General features: G+C 35.4%; 17 protein-coding genes. 1 reads left to right on the plus strand and 16 read right to left on the minus strand.

The window, feature by feature from the left end:
- Window positions 1-19: 19 nt before the first annotated feature.
- Genes cysN through H7F21_RS02115 form a run of 13 tightly spaced genes read right to left on the minus strand, consistent with a single transcriptional unit; the run spans window position 20 to window position 12501 of the window.
- A complete protein-coding gene (gene cysN, locus H7F21_RS02055) occupies window positions 20-1273 on the minus strand; it encodes a sulfate adenylyltransferase subunit CysN (protein WP_185787570.1) in 1254 nt (417 codons plus the stop codon).
- Window positions 1274-1291: 18 nt separating this feature from the next.
- Window positions 1292-2197: a sulfate adenylyltransferase subunit CysD gene (gene cysD / locus H7F21_RS02060; RefSeq protein WP_185787571.1), complete on the minus strand. Its 906-nt coding sequence runs from the start codon at window positions 2195-2197 to the stop codon at window positions 1292-1294.
- Window positions 2190-2792 carry an adenylyl-sulfate kinase gene (gene cysC / locus H7F21_RS02065; protein ID WP_185787572.1) on the minus strand — a complete coding sequence of 201 codons (603 nt, stop codon included), beginning with the start codon at window positions 2790-2792 and terminating at the stop codon, window positions 2190-2192. The genes cysD and cysC overlap by 8 nt, the downstream gene beginning before the upstream one ends.
- A 7-nt stretch (window positions 2793-2799) precedes the next feature.
- Window positions 2800-3225, minus strand: coding sequence for a DUF2061 domain-containing protein (locus H7F21_RS02070; protein ID WP_185787573.1), 426 nt, complete (start codon window positions 3223-3225; stop codon window positions 2800-2802).
- Between the two features lies 1 nt (window position 3226).
- Window positions 3227-4036, minus strand: coding sequence for a 3'(2'),5'-bisphosphate nucleotidase CysQ (gene cysQ / locus H7F21_RS02075; RefSeq protein ID WP_185787574.1), 810 nt, complete (start codon window positions 4034-4036; stop codon window positions 3227-3229).
- Window positions 4033-4902: a dTDP-4-dehydrorhamnose reductase gene (gene rfbD / locus H7F21_RS02080; protein WP_185787575.1), complete on the minus strand. Its 870-nt coding sequence runs from the start codon at window positions 4900-4902 to the stop codon at window positions 4033-4035. The genes cysQ and rfbD overlap by 4 nt, the downstream gene beginning before the upstream one ends.
- Window positions 4899-5444 (minus strand): dTDP-4-dehydrorhamnose 3,5-epimerase, encoded by a 546-nt coding sequence (rfbC, locus tag H7F21_RS02085; RefSeq protein ID WP_185787576.1) that lies wholly within the window; start codon window positions 5442-5444, stop codon window positions 4899-4901. Before rfbC ends, rfbD begins: the two co-directional genes overlap by 4 nt.
- 1 nt (window position 5445) lies before the next feature.
- On the minus strand, window positions 5446-6309 hold the full coding sequence (gene rfbA, locus H7F21_RS02090) for a glucose-1-phosphate thymidylyltransferase RfbA (protein ID WP_185787577.1): 864 nt from the start codon (window positions 6307-6309) through the stop codon (window positions 5446-5448).
- Between the two features lie 3 nt (window positions 6310-6312).
- Entirely contained in the window at window positions 6313-7362 is a 1050-nt protein-coding gene (gene rfbB, locus H7F21_RS02095; RefSeq protein ID WP_185787578.1) for a dTDP-glucose 4,6-dehydratase, read from the minus strand.
- On the minus strand, window positions 7355-8407 hold the full coding sequence (locus H7F21_RS02100; RefSeq protein WP_185787579.1) for a hypothetical protein: 1053 nt from the start codon (window positions 8405-8407) through the stop codon (window positions 7355-7357). Before H7F21_RS02100 ends, rfbB begins: the two co-directional genes overlap by 8 nt.
- Window positions 8408-8410: 3 nt before the next feature.
- On the minus strand, window positions 8411-10102 hold the full coding sequence (locus tag H7F21_RS02105) for a DUF6909 family protein (protein WP_185787580.1): 1692 nt from the start codon (window positions 10100-10102) through the stop codon (window positions 8411-8413).
- A gap of 27 nt (window positions 10103-10129) precedes the next feature.
- Window positions 10130-11632, minus strand: a complete 1503-nt coding sequence (locus tag H7F21_RS02110; RefSeq protein ID WP_185787581.1) for a GH3 auxin-responsive promoter family protein — start codon at window positions 11630-11632, stop codon at window positions 10130-10132.
- On the minus strand, window positions 11632-12501 hold the full coding sequence (locus H7F21_RS02115; RefSeq protein WP_185787582.1) for a M23 family metallopeptidase: 870 nt from the start codon (window positions 12499-12501) through the stop codon (window positions 11632-11634). Before H7F21_RS02115 ends, H7F21_RS02110 begins: the two co-directional genes overlap by 1 nt.
- 113 nt (window positions 12502-12614) lie before the next feature.
- Between H7F21_RS02115 and tatA the strand changes: the two genes are divergently transcribed.
- The gene (gene tatA, locus H7F21_RS02120) at window positions 12615-12797 is read left to right on the plus strand and encodes a twin-arginine translocase TatA/TatE family subunit (RefSeq protein ID WP_185787583.1); all 183 of its coding nucleotides are present in this window, start codon (window positions 12615-12617) and stop codon (window positions 12795-12797) included.
- Between the two features lie 55 nt (window positions 12798-12852).
- Here the strand turns inward: tatA and H7F21_RS02125 are convergent, their stop codons facing one another.
- From H7F21_RS02125 to H7F21_RS02135, 3 genes are all read right to left on the minus strand, one after another.
- Window positions 12853-13833, minus strand: coding sequence for a DUF4837 family protein (locus H7F21_RS02125; RefSeq protein ID WP_185787584.1), 981 nt, complete (start codon window positions 13831-13833; stop codon window positions 12853-12855).
- Between the two features lie 23 nt (window positions 13834-13856).
- Window positions 13857-15419 carry a lytic transglycosylase domain-containing protein gene (locus H7F21_RS02130; protein ID WP_185787585.1) on the minus strand — a complete coding sequence of 521 codons (1563 nt, stop codon included), beginning with the start codon at window positions 15417-15419 and terminating at the stop codon, window positions 13857-13859.
- Between the two features lie 74 nt (window positions 15420-15493).
- Window positions 15494-16681 carry a phosphoglycerate kinase gene (locus H7F21_RS02135; RefSeq protein WP_185787586.1) on the minus strand — a complete coding sequence of 396 codons (1188 nt, stop codon included), beginning with the start codon at window positions 16679-16681 and terminating at the stop codon, window positions 15494-15496.
- Window positions 16682-16812 lie beyond the last annotated feature (131 nt).

Here is a 16812-nt window from a genome sequence, read left to right on the forward strand (position 1 = left end):
TATAATAAATTTCGCCATTTCAAACAATCATCCCAGCAGCCACAGTTTCGTTGGTTGCATCGTCAATAAGAATTATACTGCCTGTTGTGCGGTTTTCTCTGTATTGATCAATCATTAAAGGCTTTGTGGTTCTTATTTTCACCTTAGAAATATCATTCATTTTTAGTTCCTTGTCTTCCTTATTGCGTTCCAATGTATTTATATCAAACTTATAGAGGACCTCTTTAATCATTGCCTTTTGTTCATTAGAAGTTTGTCTAATGCTGTATTTTGCCCTTGGCTTTGCAGCATCATTATGCAACCAGCACAACATTACGTCTAAATCTTGGGAAGCCTCTGGTTTATTATTAGAACGAACAATCATGTCTCCTCTGCTAATGTCAATATCGTCCTCTAAGGTCATTGAAACAGACATTGGAGCAAAAGCTTCCTTTAATGGGCCATTTAAGGTATCAATACTTTTTATTTTTGAAGTAAATCCCGATGGCATTATAGTAACATCATCCCCAGGTCTAAAAATTCCACTAGCTACTCTACCTGCATATCCTCTATAATCCCTGTGAGATTCACTCTGTGGTCTCAATACGGTTTGCACAGGGAATCTTGAATCTACTTTATTAATATCACTACTAATATGCATGGTTTCTAGTGTGTGTAATAATGGCGCACCTTGATACCAGTCCATGTTGGCGGATCTATTTACGACATTGTCACCATTTAATGCACTTATAGGTATAAAACGTATATCTTGTATTAATAATTTAGATGAAAACTCTTCAAACTGATTAATAACTTTGTTGTAGGCCTCTTCTGAATAATCTACCAAATCCATTTTGTTAATGCAAACTATAACGTGAGGGATATGCAACAATGAGGCTATGAAAGAATGCCTTTTTGTTTGCTCTATGACACCATGACGCGCATCAACAAGAATAATAGCCGCATTAGCAGTAGAAGCACCTGTAACCATATTCCTTGTATATTGAATGTGACCAGGTGTATCAGCGATTATAAATTTCCGTTTAGGAGTTGTAAAATATCTATAAGCTACATCAATGGTAATACCTTGTTCCCTTTCATCTCTTAGGCCATCAGTAAACAAAGCTAAATCTACACCTTCATGTCCTTTCTTTTGACTGGTTTTTTCAATGGCCTGTAATTGATCTTCAAAAATAGATTTCGAATCGTAAAGCAAACGACCTATTAACGTACTCTTTCCATCGTCTACACTTCCTGCTGTTGTAAACCTCAATAATTGACTACTATCTAACATTATTAATTATTTTATATTTTAAAAATACCCTTGACGTTTCCTGTCCTCCATCGCGGATTCTGAACGTTTATCATCACTTCTATTGCCACGTTCAGTCTGCCTCATCCCAGAAACTTCTTCGGCAATTTTTTCTAAAGTGTCTGCATCAGATTCTATCCCGCCAGTAATTGTAATATCACCTAATGTTCTAAAACGAATCTTCTTTGTTACAATTTCTTCATGGTCTTCGAGTATTAAAAATTCAGAATTAGGTATCCAACTATCCTGTCTCCAAACCACTTCACGTTCATGAGCAAAGTATAATGATGGAATTGCTATATTTTCTCTTTTAATATAATTCCAAACATCCATTTCGGTCCAATTACTGATCGGGAAAGCCCTAAAATGCTCGCCTTCAAAATGCTTACCATTAAATATGTTCCAAAGCTCTGGTCTTTGGTTTTTTGGATCCCATTGACCAAAGTCATCTCTATGTGAAAAAAAACGCTCTTTAGCTCTTGCCTTTTCTTCGTCTCGACGCCCACCTCCAATTGCACAATCAATCTTATTGGATTCTATGGCATCAAGTAATGTTGTGATTTGAAGTGCATTTCGAGTTGCATTTTTTCCTTTTTCTTCAGCGACTCTACCTTCATCAATGGACTCTTGCACAGAGCCTACAATAAGTTTGGTTCCGAGTTCTTTGATAATATCATCTCTAAACTTTATAGTTTCAGGAAAATTATGACCTGTATCAACATGCATTAAAGGAAATGGTATCTTTGCTGGATGAAATGCTTTTTTTGCCAGATGAGCAACCAAAATTGAATCTTTACCTCCTGAAAATAAAATTACGGGGTTTTCAAACTGTGCCCAAACTTCTCTTAAAATAAAAATAGCTTCACTTTCTAACTCGTCTAAATAATTTAAATAATACTTACTCATTGTTGAGTTTTAATTTTGGTGTTATATAATCTAAAATCCGTTGTGCCGCCGCATCAACAGATTCCTCTTCCGTTTTTATCTCTATATCAGGCTGTTCCGGAGCCTCGTAAGGAGCAGAAATTCCGGTCATATTCTTTATTTCTCCTGCTCTAGCTTTTTTATAGAGACCCTTTACGTCTCTTCGCTCACATTCTTCTACACTTGTGTTAATATAAATCTCAACAAAGTTAACATCTTTAACAATACTTCTTATATTCTCTCTGTCTTTTTTATAAGGTGAGACAAATGCTGCTATTGTCACTAAACCCGCATTTACCATCAAGTTCGCTATTTCTGCAATTCTACGGATATTTTCTGTTCTGTCTTCAGGCGCAAAGGTTAAGTCTTTATTGATTCCTTTTCTTATATTATCACCATCTAAAGCATAAGTCTTAATACCTTTTTGATATAATTTCTGTTCCACTACATTTGCCACAGTAGACTTGCCGGAACCCGACAAGCCTGTAAACCACAGAAGAAATGAATTATGATTATTGCTTTTTCTTCTGTCGGTAATTGAGACTTGATAATCATGAGGTATTATATTTCGCTTCATTATAAATCTATTGTCTTTTCGTTAAACCAAAGTTTATTCTATACCACATGCGTTCATGAAAATAGTATAATATCATTTTTGTAATGACTTCCGCAAAACCTATTTGTAATGCTGCTAAAGGGTCGTCAGAAATAATCCACGCTAAAGTCATTGTATCTAAAGTGCCTATAAATCGCCATGTAACCGTTTTTGCAACGTGTCGTTTCCTACTTTCTAATAACACTCCATCCTTTGACAAGTTGATCTTATACCATACGCGCTCGTGTAGATAATACAAAACTGACTTTGTTGTAACTTCTGCTAATCCAATTTTTAATCCAGCTAAAGGATCCCCTGTAATGAACCACGATAAAAGTATGGTATCTAGTGTACCTACTAATCTCCAGGTAATTGTCTTTGCAATGTGCCGTTTATATGAAACGTCTGTTGCCATGTTATTTAGTAACTAAAAAATAACTATTTAACAAGTTTTCTTTGTTATAGGCCAAGGGTTTATTAGTCTCTTTAGAAATTACTTTTATACTCACAGCATTACATATAGCTTGTCCAGCTGCCGTATCCCATTCCATTGTAGGTGCATAACGCGGATATACATCTGCATTACCTTCGGCTACCAAGCAAAATTTTAACGAACTACCTTTTGATACAACTTCTACCTGCTTCCCTTTCTTTTTTAGATCTTCCACAAAATCTAAGGTGTCCTGATTCATGTGAGATCGACTACCAACGACTTGAATTTGATTTGAGTTATTATTCTTGGGTTGTAATGGACTTGCTAATTCTAAAACCTCGTTTATTGTGATATCATGCGAGCTCAATTCTACCTTAAATGCCTTCTTTTCATCGACATTACCATAGTAAAGTGTCTTTACGGCTGGAGCATATATCACGCCTAACTTTGGAACTCCATTATGAACTAAGGCAATATTAACAGTAAACTCTCCATTACGCTTTATAAACTCTTTTGTACCATCTACAGGATCTACTATCCAGCTAGTATTCCAATCTTTCCTAACACTATATTCAATTTGTTTATTTTCTTCACTAATAATTGGGATTGGTGTACCCTTTAAAAATGAGTTTATTGTTTCGTTAGCTTTTTTATCGGCTTCTGTTAATGGCGACTTATCATCTTTAAGTTCTATATCGAATGCCGTATCGTAAACCTGCATGACGACCTCTCCTGCTTTGAGTGCCGCCTGAATAGCGATTTTTAAATTTTCATCTATTTCTATCTCGTTCATAAATTAATTTCTTTTCTCAGATTTATAATAGCCTCATTTAAGCTAGACCTCCAATGCGGTATTGTAATATCTAAATTCATTTTGATTTTTGATTTGTCTAACACGCTAAAATATGGTCTTTTTGCTGAAGTCAAGTAATCTTTTGATTTTATTGGACAAAGTTCTATCTCGCTTTCTATTTCTTTAAATATGGCATAAGCAAAATCATACCAACTGGCAACACCCTCATTACTGTAATGATAGGTTCCATATTTTTTGTTTTTTTTGTCAATGATTTTTAGCATCGTTTTTGCTAGGTCTCTTGCATATGTGGGGGTACCTATTTGATCATCAACAACACTCAATTTTTTCTTGGATTTTGAGAGCTGAATCATTGTCTTCATGAAGTTCTTATTATGCTCTGAATATAACCAAGAAGTTCTAAAGATAAAGAATTTCTTTAGATGTTCTTTAATAGCAGTTTCTCCCCTAAATTTAGATAAACCGTATATCCCAAGGGGATTAGGTAGGTCTTCCTCCTTATAAGGAATGGATGAGTAACCATCAAAAACAAAATCAGTTGATACATGAATTAAAACCGCATCATTTTCCAAGCAGGCTATCGATATATTTTTTGGTCCATGACAATTAACCAGCATTGCTTTTTTAGACTTCTGCTCTGCATTGTCAACGTCAGTATAAGCCGCACAATTTATACAATAATCTATATTTTGGCTCTTAAAAATAGAAGATGTTTTTTCAAAATCCGTAATATCTAACTCTAAGGATGATTTAAAAATCAAATTTAGTTTAGGAAACTTTCTGGCAACATCCTTAATGCAATTTGCCAATTGTCCTGAACCTCCAGTCACCAAAACGTTTGTCATAGTTCAGCATTTTTAAATTTGGGCAAAAGCAAATCTTTATCCGAAATAATTAAATCCGAATTGGGCAGGTGCCAATCAATCTCTAGATCAAGGTCGTTGTAAAATATACCTCTTTCAGCTTCTTTATTGTAGTAATTATCGCATTTATAACTAAAGATCGTGTCATCTTCTAAAACCACAAAGCCATGAGCAAAACCTCTTGGAACGAATAATTGCTTTTTATTTTCTGCTGAGAGCTCTACGGTAATATGGTCTCCAAAGGTCTTAGAATTTATTCTTAAATCGACTGCGACATCCAGTACACGTCCCCTAACGACCCTTACCAACTTAGCTTGAGCAAATTCCTCTATTTGATAATGCAAACCCCTAAGAACCCCCTTAGAAGATTGAGATTCATTATCTTGTACAAAATCTATATTAAGTCCAGTAAATTTTCTCAGGGATTCCATATTGTAGCTTTCCATAAAATAGCCCCTTTTGTCCTTAAAAATTTGTGGTTGAATTATATAGGATCCTTTTAATCTGGTCTCAGAAATTTTCATACTAATGTGATATAAGACTTAACAAATGTTTACCGTAACCACTTTTGATCAATGGCTTAACGAGATTTCTTAATTGTTTTTCTGTTATATATCCCATTCTATAAGCAACTTCTTCTATCGCTCCAATTTTTAACCCCTGTCTCTCTTCAATTACCTGTACAAATTGAGATGCCTGCATTAAAGATGTGAATGTTCCTGTATCTAACCAGGCTGTGCCTTTGTCTAAAACACTAACCGTTAATTTTCCTTGAGATAAATATACCTTGTTTATGTCTGTGATTTCTAGTTCACCCCTTCTACTTGGCTCTATGCTATTGGCTATTTTGACCACAGAATTATCATAAAAATAAATCCCTGGCACGGCATAATTAGATTTTGGTTTTGCTGGTTTTTCTTCTATGGAAACTGCTAAGCCTTTCGAGTCAAACTCTACTACACCGTAACGTTCCGGATCGTGCACATGATAGGCATAAATGATTCCTCCCTCCGGATTATTGTTTTTCTGAAGCAAATCAGACAACCCTGTACCGTAGAAAATATTATCACCTAAAATCAACGCTACTTTATCGTTTCCAATAAATTCTTTGCCAATAATAAAAGCTTCAGCTAACCCATTTGGATGTTCCTGGATAGCATATTTAAATACGCAACCATACTTCGTACCATCACCTAACAATTTCTTAAAAAGTGGTAAATCCTGAGGAGTGGATATAATGAGTATTTCATTAATACCTGACCACATTAATGTTGACAAAGGGTAATAAATCATTGGTTTGTCATAAATTGGCATTAATTGCTTACTCATTGCTAAAGTTAAGGGATGCAACCTTGTACCAGAACCGCCGGCTAGAATAATTCCTTTCATTATTTAATCGTATTGTTTAGCATAGTAGTTTTGATATTCACCACTTGTCACATTGGTAAGCCATTCCTCATTGTTCAAATACCAAGCAATAGTTTTATCAAGTCCTTCTTCAAATGTAACCAAGGGTTCCCAACCAAGTTCATTTTTTATTTTAGAAGCATCAATCGCATATCGAAGATCGTGACCAGGCCTATCTTTTACATAGGTTATTAGTCTTTCTGAACTTCCTTTGGGTCGATTTAGTTTAGCATCCATTTGCTGACATAGTAGTCTTACGAGATCAATATTTTTCCATTCATTAAACCCTCCGATATTATAAGTTTCACCGGGTCTTCCTTTATGAAAAACTAAATCTATCGCCAATGCATGATCCTTTACATAAAGCCAATCCCTGGTATAGTTGCCATCTCCATAAACAGGAAGCGGTTTGTTATTAATAATATTGTTGATAAACAAAGGAATCAGTTTTTCGGGAAACTGATTTTGACCATAGTTATTTGAGCAATTCGTGATTACAAAAGGCAATCCATATGTTTCACCATAGGCCCTGACGAAATGATCTGAACTTGCTTTTGAGGCAGAATATGGCGAATTAGGATCATAGGGTGTGGTTTCCGTAAATAGTCCATACTCACCTAAGGACCCATAGACCTCGTCCGTACTCACATGATAGAAAAGTTTGTTTTTAAAATTAGAATTCCAACAATTTTTAAACGCATTAAGTAGCACCATGGTGCCAATGACATTCGTTTTTACGAACGCTAAGGGGTCTTTAATAGAGCGATCTACGTGAGATTCTGCGGCTAAATGAATCACAGCATCAAATTTATATTTATCATAAATTAAATTTACGTACTCCTCGTCAACTATATCCCCCTTAAGAAATGTATAATTAGGCATTGATTCAATATCCTTCAGGTTTTCAAGGTTCCCCGCATAAGTCAAACTGTCAAGATTATATATATGATAATCAGGATAATTTAAAACAAACAGCCTAACCACATGAGACCCAATAAATCCCGCTCCGCCAGTTATCAGAATTGATCTACTCATAGTTTTTAATAAAACTAAATGCTTTTATTGCCAAGAAAACCATTATAAAAAGACCAATGGCCAATAATGGGAATAATATTGAATACCGCCTTTTTATGCCTCTATCTATAGACCCTATTTTATCAAAACCAGATAACACTTCAAAATATGTGTTTTCCTCGGCTATTTCTACATCTAATTCGCTCAATGCTCTTCTTATCCTTTGTTCATCTTTAAAAAGATCGTATTCTTTAGTATCTGTTTTTTCTTGTTGAAGCGGCATAACGGCATCAAGTCCTAAGGAAAGTTTATTCTTCTCGGATTCATTTTTCAAAACCTCTAAATAAGTTTTCTGAATACTATCTAATCTTGACAGCTCCTTCATTAATGCTTGACGTTGAATATAAGTCGTTGTGTCTCTTTTTGATTTTTGAAATCTCGAAAATTCATTCTCAAACGTCTTTCTAAATCCCTCTTGCAGTTGAGGAAATATATCATTTTTCAAGGCTTTCGCCTTAATAGTAAATACCCTACTTGATAGTAAATCTCTATTTTTAATAAATTCTGGATAAGACAACTCATCTACCAAAGAGGTGTCCACGGATTGTCTGAATTCGTCAAATTCTACGAATAAGTCGTTTTGGGTCTCGGGACCAGCTTCTAAATCAAAACTTATCAGATTCGACGCTCTGGTTGTATCAATTTCGAATATATAAGACAGCTCGTCTATATCACCAGAACTTATAAGTGAATTAAAATAATCTATATTATTAGATAATTGATATTTAGAATCAAAATGAGGTTTAACCACCATATCAGAATAATATACTGGTTCTTTTAGGTTTTCATAGATAGAACCTAAAATAATCATTAAAACGAAGATAGGCGCCACTATCTTAAAGTGAACGACTAAAGGTTTAATTATGTATATTAAAGCAGAAAAAAATCCTTTGAAGATACTTCCTATAAACCTAAACAGTTTTTCAAACAGTTTGCCGATAGCATTAAACAATTGACCTAAATCAACTTCTTCTGTATTTGGGTTTTCTGGTAATTTTTCGCTCATTTTTTACGCATTAAATATTTGATCTAATATTTTTTTTGTTATCACATAGGTCGGCTTCACGCCAGATGCTCCCAAGCCTCCAGATGCCAATGTGCTTCCGGTTTCAAGAGGATTATCACTTGCGTAATAGGCATACCTGACCTTAACATCTTCATTTATACTTCCTCTAACCTTGGATGCTGCTTGAATGGCTTTTTGGTAGTGCGCGCCTTCCATTTCCAAACCTATAACATTCCAGGTAGATTTCTTAAAGAATTTTAATATTTCCTTATTTTGCAAAGACGTACCCAAAACTGTAACCATAGTGCCTTCATAAACATCAACTCCGCAATCTAACAAATCATTTTTACTTAGTTCATTTTTAAAAGGATAGTTGTCCGCGGTCCCTTCAAAAATATGTGCAGATGGTATCATAACATCACCTTTCCCGCCCTCAAGAATACCTGCTTTACCCATTATTGATATGGACTTAACATCTAAAGGCACTTTTGTTCCATTAACCTTAAGAGGTTTTAAGAACTCATCCAAAGTCTCATAAGCTTGTTCACCGAAGGCATAGTCCATGACAAATAGGACTGCTTTTTCTTCTTTGTTGGATTCCAAATATTCAAAATCTGTTTTAGAAAAATCTATTTTATCTGTGTCAAAAATCTGCACATCAATGTTGGTTCCAGAAGCGTCTTTTATATAGATCATTCCGTTTTGCAACGCTGATTTTTCTACTTTATTGCGTAACGTGGTGTTTTTTGAGTCACTTAAGGTTTCAAAAATCTCAAAAATATCTTTTTTAGCTTCAGCACTTTTGATACTTCCTTTAGCAAAAATCGAATTCATAACGCTATGCATATTTGCACTTATGATATGGATTGGCCGTTCCACTAAGCCATTTTTGCGCAGAATAGACTTAATATTATCAGCCCATATTTCACCATGTATGTGGTGCCCTAAGCGCTCTCTTAAAACTGGGCTAAAGGTAATGGTCCTTTTATTGCCATTTACAACCTCTTCAATAGCCAATTTACCCAACCAGTATACAATATGAAGTAATCGCTCTGGCTGCTTTTCTGTAGCAAATTTAGGATATGCTTCTGTTAATTCATTAAAGGTTCTACCTAAAATATTTGCGGTATGCGTTATAGCGATTTCACGCTCCTTTTGAGTTAATTTTTTCGATGATAATACTGCACTTTCTAACTTTTGCCAATCCCTGACTGTAGCTCCTTCCTCATTGATAATAATACGCTTACTAATTTTGTGTGATTCGACAAAAAGAAATGTAAGATGCGTCAAAATATCATAAATTTCCGAGCGTCCTCTAGTAATTTCAATGTTCATTTGCTCATCATCTATCCGATAACAATTGCGTCTTCTTTTTGGAGGAATTATTGGCTTAAAGTGCGAATTGGCATAACCTTCGTCGCTGGTTAAATTTATAAAGGTACACTCTTCTATACCTTGCGGTAAACGGTCTATAACATATAGCAATCCTTCAAGTTCTGCCTTTTCCTCGGCAATAGACCCATAAATCTCTGGTCTTAATAGTAGTAATGCTTCTCGAAGTGTCTCTCCAGAGACTCCCATGGGTTTGTAAAATCCACGATTGAAAAGATGACGCATTGTAATATACATGCGCTCAATAGCACTTGAACTCTCTTGCGCTCTTGTTCTCTTGTGTCTTTTATCAGTTGTACTCATACAGTATTTTAACCTGCAAATATAGCTTTATTTAGTTAATCCCAGTTGGTAGAGTTTATCTGCAATTTTCCTGTCATTGGATAGTCTTGGTATTTTATTTTGTCCGCCTAATTTACCAATAGACTTCATGTAGGTTTGAAAACCATCTTTTTTTACTCTTGCAATTTTTAAGGTTTTTAAAACCTTTCCCTCTATTAAATCGAGATAATAACTGTTCTGCTGTTGAAGGGACCGTTCTAAATCTTCAATAAATTTTAACTCATCCTCAGGTTCATTTTCAAATTCTATAAACCATTCGTGATATGGCAAACCTTCTTCTGGATTAATTTGTGGTGCAACTGTAAATTCATTGACTGAAATCGTTGTCTTTTCTAGTGCTTCTTTGAGAGCTTGCTCGACCTCTTTACCGATAACATGCTCACCAAAAGCCGATATAAAATGCTTTATTCTACCACTAACAATAACTCTGTAAGGGCTTAGAGATGTAAACTGAACAGTGTCACCAATATTATATGCCCAAAGACCCGCGTTTGTAGAAATAATCATCACGTAATTAATGCCAAGCCTTACGTCTTTTATGGTAATGCGTTTTGGATTATCTTCGAAAAAATGTTCTGCTTCGACGAATTCGTAAAAAATACCAGAATTTAATTGAAGTAGCATCCCTGTTTCATTTTGCTTGTCTTGAAAAGCAAAAAAACCTTCACTAGCCGGGTACAACTCAATACTATCTACTTGTCGCCCTATCAAATTTTCAAACTTTGCGCGATAAGGTTCGTAATTAACACCTCCGAAAATGAAAAGATTAAAGTTCTTGAAAATATCACCTACTTTCTTGTTCCTTTTTTCAATGAGTTTTTCAAAATACATCTGCACCCAAGATGGAATACCAGAAATAATCGTCATGTCTTCATTGATAGTTTCCTCGACAATGGCATCGACCTTTGTTTCCCAATCCTCAATACAATTGGTTTCCAGACTTGGCAATCTGTTTTTTTGTAGGTATTTTGGAACATAGTGTGCAACTATACCTGATAATCTTCCGAGTTTGATACCATTTTTCTCTTCAAGAATAGGACTTCCTTGTAAGAATATCATTTTACCATCTACAAACTTTGAATTACCAGTTTCGTGGATATACATTAAAATAGCATTTCGAGCGGCTTCAACATGAGTAGGCATGCTCTCCTTGGTAATGGGAATATATTTCGCGCCAGAGGTAGTACCAGATGTCTTGGCAAAGTATATGGGTTTCCCTTTCCAAAGTATATTTTCTTCACCATGCACAACACGCTCCACATAAGGTCTTAGTTCTTCATAATCTCGTATTGGAACTTTAGATTTAAAATCTTCATACGTCTTAATCTCGTTAAAACTGTGATCTTGGCCAAAAACTGTGGTACTTGCCTCGGCTAATAGTTCTCGAAATATTTTTTCTTGAGTTTCAACGGGTTTGGTGGCCCATTTTTTAATGCGTTTTGCAATGTATTTTGCAAAAGGTTTTGAAAGTGCTGCTTTAAGCGACTGCATTACTGAAAATCAATAAAATTAGTTGGGTTTACCGGATAGCCCTTGCTCCAAAGTTCGAAATGTAAATGTGGGCCTGTACTGAGTTCCCCTGTGTTTCCAGACATTGCTATAACCTCTCCTGCTTTTACCAAATCGCCCTGTGACTTTGTAATCGCAGAATTGTGTTTATAAACGGAAATCAATTCCTGATTGTGCTCTATGATTACAACATATCCTGTTTCTACAGTCCATTCTGCAAAAATCACAGTTCCATCTGCTGTTGCTTTCACGGGAGTATCACTTGCCACAACCACATCTACAGCAAAGTGTTTATCTTCTATATTATAATCTTCTGAAATAGTTCCGTTAACAGGCGGAAATAACACAAAATTGGAAGGGTTAGATGTATCTTCGAACAAATTATATTTATCTTCTTTTTCAACCTTTTCTCTCAACAATGAGTCTTCTTTGTTTGTAGTTACTTGAGAAATGTCTATATCATTTTTTGCCGCTTCAATAATTGAATCCCTATTGAATTCGACTGTAGCAACATCTCCTGTAAGCACTTTTCTTATAGAAGCGTAGTACCGCTTATTCAACTCTAGTTCTTGCACAAGAGAATCTGTTTTGTAATTAAGTAACGAGGCTTCTTTTTTTAATTTTGAAGACGAATAGCCAGGTATATATTCTCGCAAAGGTGTAAAGGCAATTAGCAGTATCGTGAAAAATATCAAGAATATAGCAGATAAAGAGGTTAATACAAAAACATTGAGGCGCGTTAACTTAATTGCAAAACGCTCTTCGAAAGTGTCTTCATTTAAAATAACCAAACGATACTTATGCAGTAGTTTTTTGGCTAGTTTTTTTTCTTTTTTCTTCTTTTTTGCCATCAAAACAAAATTAGTTAAAATAGTGAAATACCACTATCAATAAGTGCTAAAGTTGCCTTTAGAACGTTATAATTAAAGTATAATTACTAACTTTGTAGTCTAAATTTAAAATTATGAGTTTAAGCATTGTCCCATTAGCAATTGGTGCTCCTCAGATTATTCTGATTGTAGTTGTTGTTTTGTTACTTTTTGGAGGAAGAAAAATTCCTGAATTAATGAGAGGTTTAGGTAGTGGCATCAAAGAATTTAAAGACGCAAGTAAAGAAGATCCTGCTGACAATAAGGAAAAAGAATAAGTCCTTATCTGAAAAACATAACAAAAAAGCCAACTTATTAGAGTTGGCTTTTTTGTTACTTTATCTTAATCGATTTAATTATCGACTCTAATTCAAATACATATTCACTTTTACTAAGTGATGGCGCATAAACATAGCCATCCGCAACCAGATAGCGCCCGTTAACTTTATCCTCAATAGCGTAGGCAATAAACGGACCTCCCATTGTATAGCTTTCCATATCCCAAAGTCCTCTAATTTCAAGGGCTGGTTTATTGTCAATGATGGTTTCAAACATCGCTGGCGCATAAGCCTCTTCAACTTTCATGTAGATGTCATCTTCCCCTGGAATTTTAGTTTTTGTAATATCATTTCTTAGCTTTACAAAATCCACAATAGTGCTGTCGCCAGAAGAGATACTTTCTATAGGTATTTCATAAAACATGATGTCTATAGTTTTACTTTGATCCAGTGCTTTTCTTAACCAATAAAAATCGTTTTCCGCTTTTCCAAATTTATAAGCTGAAGGAATATTAACCGTGAAGCCTAATTGGTTCTCCATTTTTTCGTCATCTAACAGCGATAAATTAATGCGTCTCTGTTTCTCTTTAACATCTTCCTTATTAAAAGCATCAATAATCTTGGCTTTATTATCTTTTAGTTGAGCTATTATTTCTTGATTGGTTTTCCCGCCAATTACTGCAACGGTCTGAGGTTTTGCAAAAACATTATTCGCTATTTTAACGGAAGGTGCAATCTCACCCTTTTCAATTTTAAGCACAATTCTACTGCGTGTTGCAAAACCATCAAATACTTGAGGTGGTATTTGTCTCAATTTAAACATAGGCTCATCTACCAATAAACCATTGATGGGCGCTGCAAATATCTCCCGAATACTCTCTCCGACACTTCCATCCCACAGTGAATTGTCCACCACCACAGAGATACTGTTTAAATTTCCATTTGAGGCTGGAAGATAGACAGTTTTGTCGCCATCTTTTTTATCACCACATGCCAAGAAAAGCATCGCAATCACTACTGTGTATAACGTTCTCATAAGATTAAATTTTGTCGGTTCTTTTATTTTGACACCACAAGTGTCATTCCTATTTTGAGTTTGTTACCACTAATATCGTTCCAATCTTTAAGATTTTGAACAGAAACTCCAGAAAATTTTTGTGATATCGTCCATAAAGAATCACCAGGCTTAACTACGTAGGTTTGTTTTCCTTCGGTGTTGACGACCTTTTTTTGCGCTTCAGGTTTTGGTGCAGCACCATGGTTTCTTGGATAGATGGTTAATCGTTGTCCTATTTTTAGATTATTGCTTCTAAGTCCATTCCAACGTTTTATTTGACTTACACGCACACCATATTTTCTGGCAATCTTGCCTAAATAATCTCCATTTTTTACGCGATATCTAATTTGAGTGTCATTTTTGAAAAGTTGCGGCAAGGGTTTTTCACGCTGATTGAACTCGGCATTTGCAAAAGCATAAATCTTTTCTTCGTTACTTACGAATTTACCAATAGCTTCCCTGGGCAATCTCAAAACATAGGTTTTCCCATCTACTTTTGGAATGATATCCAATTTATAAGCAGGATTTAAAAATTGTAGCTCTTCAATTTTAATTCCTGTAGCTTCAGACACATGATCTAGAGAAATCATTTGCCTTACGTGTACCGTGTCCGTCTCTATATATTGAAATGCTGGTCGTTCAGGTTTGAATCCATGTTCTTTAGCATATTCAAAAATGTACATAGTTGCTAAAAATGCCGGAACGTAGCCAGCAGTTTCTCTTGGCAAGTTTTGACGAATGTTCCAATAATTCTTATAACCTCCAGAGCGTCTAATGGCTTTATTTACATTTCCTGGTCCAGAATTATATGCTGCTAAGGCTAAATCCCAATCGCCAAATATTCTATATAGCCTCCCTAGGTATTGTGCAGCAGCGGTAGTAGATTTAATGGGGTCACTGCGGTCATCAACATAACTGCTTACATCCAAATCGTGCTCCTTGCCTGTACCATACATAAATTGCCACAAACCGGTTGCGCCAACACGAGAACGCGCTCTTGGTTTTAATGCCGATTCAACAATAGCCAAATATTTCATTTCTAAAGGAATATTTTGATTGTCAAACTCTTGCTCAAACATTGGAAAGTAGAAGTGGCTCAACCCCATTAATCTCTCCAAAGATGTTCTTCTATGTTTAAGGTAATTTTTAATGACACTCTCTAATGACGGATTATATTCTACATTAAATGGTGTCCTAGCATTTAAACGCTTCAGCCTTGCTTTAAGGGTGTCGGTTGAGAGTTGTGGATAGTATACAGGTTCGTATTTTAATTCGGTTACGGATTTATATACGGTATCAAACAGCGCATTGCTATATAGTTCATCCAACCATTTTTTATCCAAGGCTGCAGCTTCAGGTAAGTCTTCTATATTTTTTATTCGAGACGAATCTATAACAGCAGGAATAGATTTTTGGGGTGTTATTAATTTCCCATCAATAACTGAATCTTTAGTTATCTGTATAACCGAATGATTGTTCTGAGGAATACTATCTGTTTTGGTTTGGGAAAATGCTTTAGATACAAATACACAAGAGCAAGCCCATAAAAACGTTTTCAATGTCATAAATCACATAATTGATCTGTAAAAGTCAACGCAATATAAACGTTGTGGGGCCTAAAATAGTATTTTTTTGCAATCTAACTTAAAATCGCCGCAATACCAGGCAAAGTCTTGCCCTCTAAACTTTCCAACATGGCACCTCCTCCAGTACTCACATAACTCACTTTATCCTCAAAACCAAATTGCTTAACTGCAGCAACCGAGTCTCCACCTCCAACCAATGAGAATGCCCCGTTCTTAGTAGAATTGGCAATTGAATCTCCTAATGCAATAGTGCCATTGGAGAAATTTTCCATTTCAAAAACACCTAGTGGACCATTCCAAAGAATGGTTTTACACTGATTAACCACGGCGTCAAAAATTTCAAGAGATCTTGGACCAGCATCCAAACCTTGCCAACCGTCAGGAATACTTTTAACATCACAAATCTGTGTATTCGCATCATTACTGAACGCGTTAGCAGCTAACACATCTACGGGTAAATGAATTTTCACCCCTTTCGCTTCCGCTTGTTTCATAATGTCAATTGCCAATTCCATCTTATCGTCTTCACAAATAGAATCTCCAATGCTTCCGCCTTGGGCCTTTATGAAAGTAAACGTCATTCCGCCTCCAATAATCAAGTGATCTACCTTGTCTAAAATATTCTCAATAACCGTAATTTTAGAAGACACTTTTGCACCACCAAGAACTGCTAATACTGGTTTTTCACCATCTTCAAGAACTTTTTTAATGCTTTCTATCTCTTTGGCCAACAAATGCCCAAAGCATTTTGCTTCTGGAAAGAATTGCGCAATAATGGTTGTCGATGCATGAGCTCTGTGCGCAGTTCCAAAGGCATCATTAACATAAATATCTCCCAGCTTAGAGAGTTTTTCGGCAAAGTCTTTATCACCTTGTTTTTCTTCATCATGAAAACGTAAATTTTCCAATAACAAAATTTCTCCTGGTTGCAGCGCATTCGCTTTTTCTTCGGCTTCTTCGCCAACACAATTACTAGCAAACTTTACTTCAACACCAAGTATATCTTCAATTTTAGAGATGATGTGCTTTAGGGAAAATTCATCCTGAATACCTTTTGGACGCCCGAGATGAGACATTAAAACACAGCTTCCACCATCTTCCAATATTTTGATAATCGTGGGCTTGGCAGATACAATTCTGGTTGTATCAGTAACTTCGAAATTATCGTTTAAGGGTACATTAAAATCTACGCGGATTAATGCTCTTTTATCTTTAAAATTAAAGTCGTTTAATGTTTTCATGTCTATTATATAGTATGTGGGTTGTTTCTGATTAACAAATATAAGTCCATAATGAGCATTTGACAAGAAGATACTGCTTGCTATTACAAAAAATCATGCTGAACGTTATTCCATAAGTAGACAGTTTTGTA

It is taken from the genome of Winogradskyella flava (assembly GCF_014243395.1).
Classification (GTDB): Bacteria; Bacteroidota; Bacteroidia; order Flavobacteriales; family Flavobacteriaceae; genus Winogradskyella; species Winogradskyella flava.

What these genes read in the sequence shown, in the direction of transcription:
- tatA (WP_185787583.1), top strand. Translation starts at nt 12,615, where the DNA reads ATGAGTTTAAGCATTGTCCCATTAGCAATTGGTGCTCCTCAGATTATT.
- H7F21_RS02130 (WP_185787585.1), bottom strand. Translation starts at nt 15,419, where the DNA reads ATGACATTGAAAACGTTTTTATGGGCTTGCTCTTGTGTATTTGTATCT.
- H7F21_RS02100 (WP_185787579.1), bottom strand. Translation starts at nt 8,407, where the DNA reads ATGAGCGAAAAATTACCAGAAAACCCAAATACAGAAGAAGTTGATTTA.
- H7F21_RS02070 (WP_185787573.1), bottom strand. Translation starts at nt 3,225, where the DNA reads ATGGCAACAGACGTTTCATATAAACGGCACATTGCAAAGACAATTACC.
- rfbD (WP_185787575.1), bottom strand. Translation starts at nt 4,902, where the DNA reads ATGACAAACGTTTTGGTGACTGGAGGTTCAGGACAATTGGCAAATTGC.
- H7F21_RS02110 (WP_185787581.1), bottom strand. Translation starts at nt 11,632, where the DNA reads ATGCAGTCGCTTAAAGCAGCACTTTCAAAACCTTTTGCAAAATACATT.
- H7F21_RS02105 (WP_185787580.1), bottom strand. Translation starts at nt 10,102, where the DNA reads ATGAGTACAACTGATAAAAGACACAAGAGAACAAGAGCGCAAGAGAGT.
- rfbC (WP_185787576.1), bottom strand. Translation starts at nt 5,444, where the DNA reads ATGAAAATTTCTGAGACCAGATTAAAAGGATCCTATATAATTCAACCA.
- H7F21_RS02135 (WP_185787586.1), bottom strand. Translation starts at nt 16,681, where the DNA reads ATGAAAACATTAAACGACTTTAATTTTAAAGATAAAAGAGCATTAATC.
- cysQ (WP_185787574.1), bottom strand. Translation starts at nt 4,036, where the DNA reads ATGAACGAGATAGAAATAGATGAAAATTTAAAAATCGCTATTCAGGCG.
- rfbA (WP_185787577.1), bottom strand. Translation starts at nt 6,309, where the DNA reads ATGAAAGGAATTATTCTAGCCGGCGGTTCTGGTACAAGGTTGCATCCC.
- cysD (WP_185787571.1), bottom strand. Translation starts at nt 2,197, where the DNA reads ATGAGTAAGTATTATTTAAATTATTTAGACGAGTTAGAAAGTGAAGCT.
- cysN (WP_185787570.1), bottom strand. Translation starts at nt 1,273, where the DNA reads ATGTTAGATAGTAGTCAATTATTGAGGTTTACAACAGCAGGAAGTGTA.
- cysC (WP_185787572.1), bottom strand. Translation starts at nt 2,792, where the DNA reads ATGAAGCGAAATATAATACCTCATGATTATCAAGTCTCAATTACCGAC.
- H7F21_RS02115 (WP_185787582.1), bottom strand. Translation starts at nt 12,501, where the DNA reads ATGGCAAAAAAGAAGAAAAAAGAAAAAAAACTAGCCAAAAAACTACTG.
- rfbB (WP_185787578.1), bottom strand. Translation starts at nt 7,362, where the DNA reads ATGAGTAGATCAATTCTGATAACTGGCGGAGCGGGATTTATTGGGTCT.
- H7F21_RS02125 (WP_185787584.1), bottom strand. Translation starts at nt 13,833, where the DNA reads ATGAGAACGTTATACACAGTAGTGATTGCGATGCTTTTCTTGGCATGT.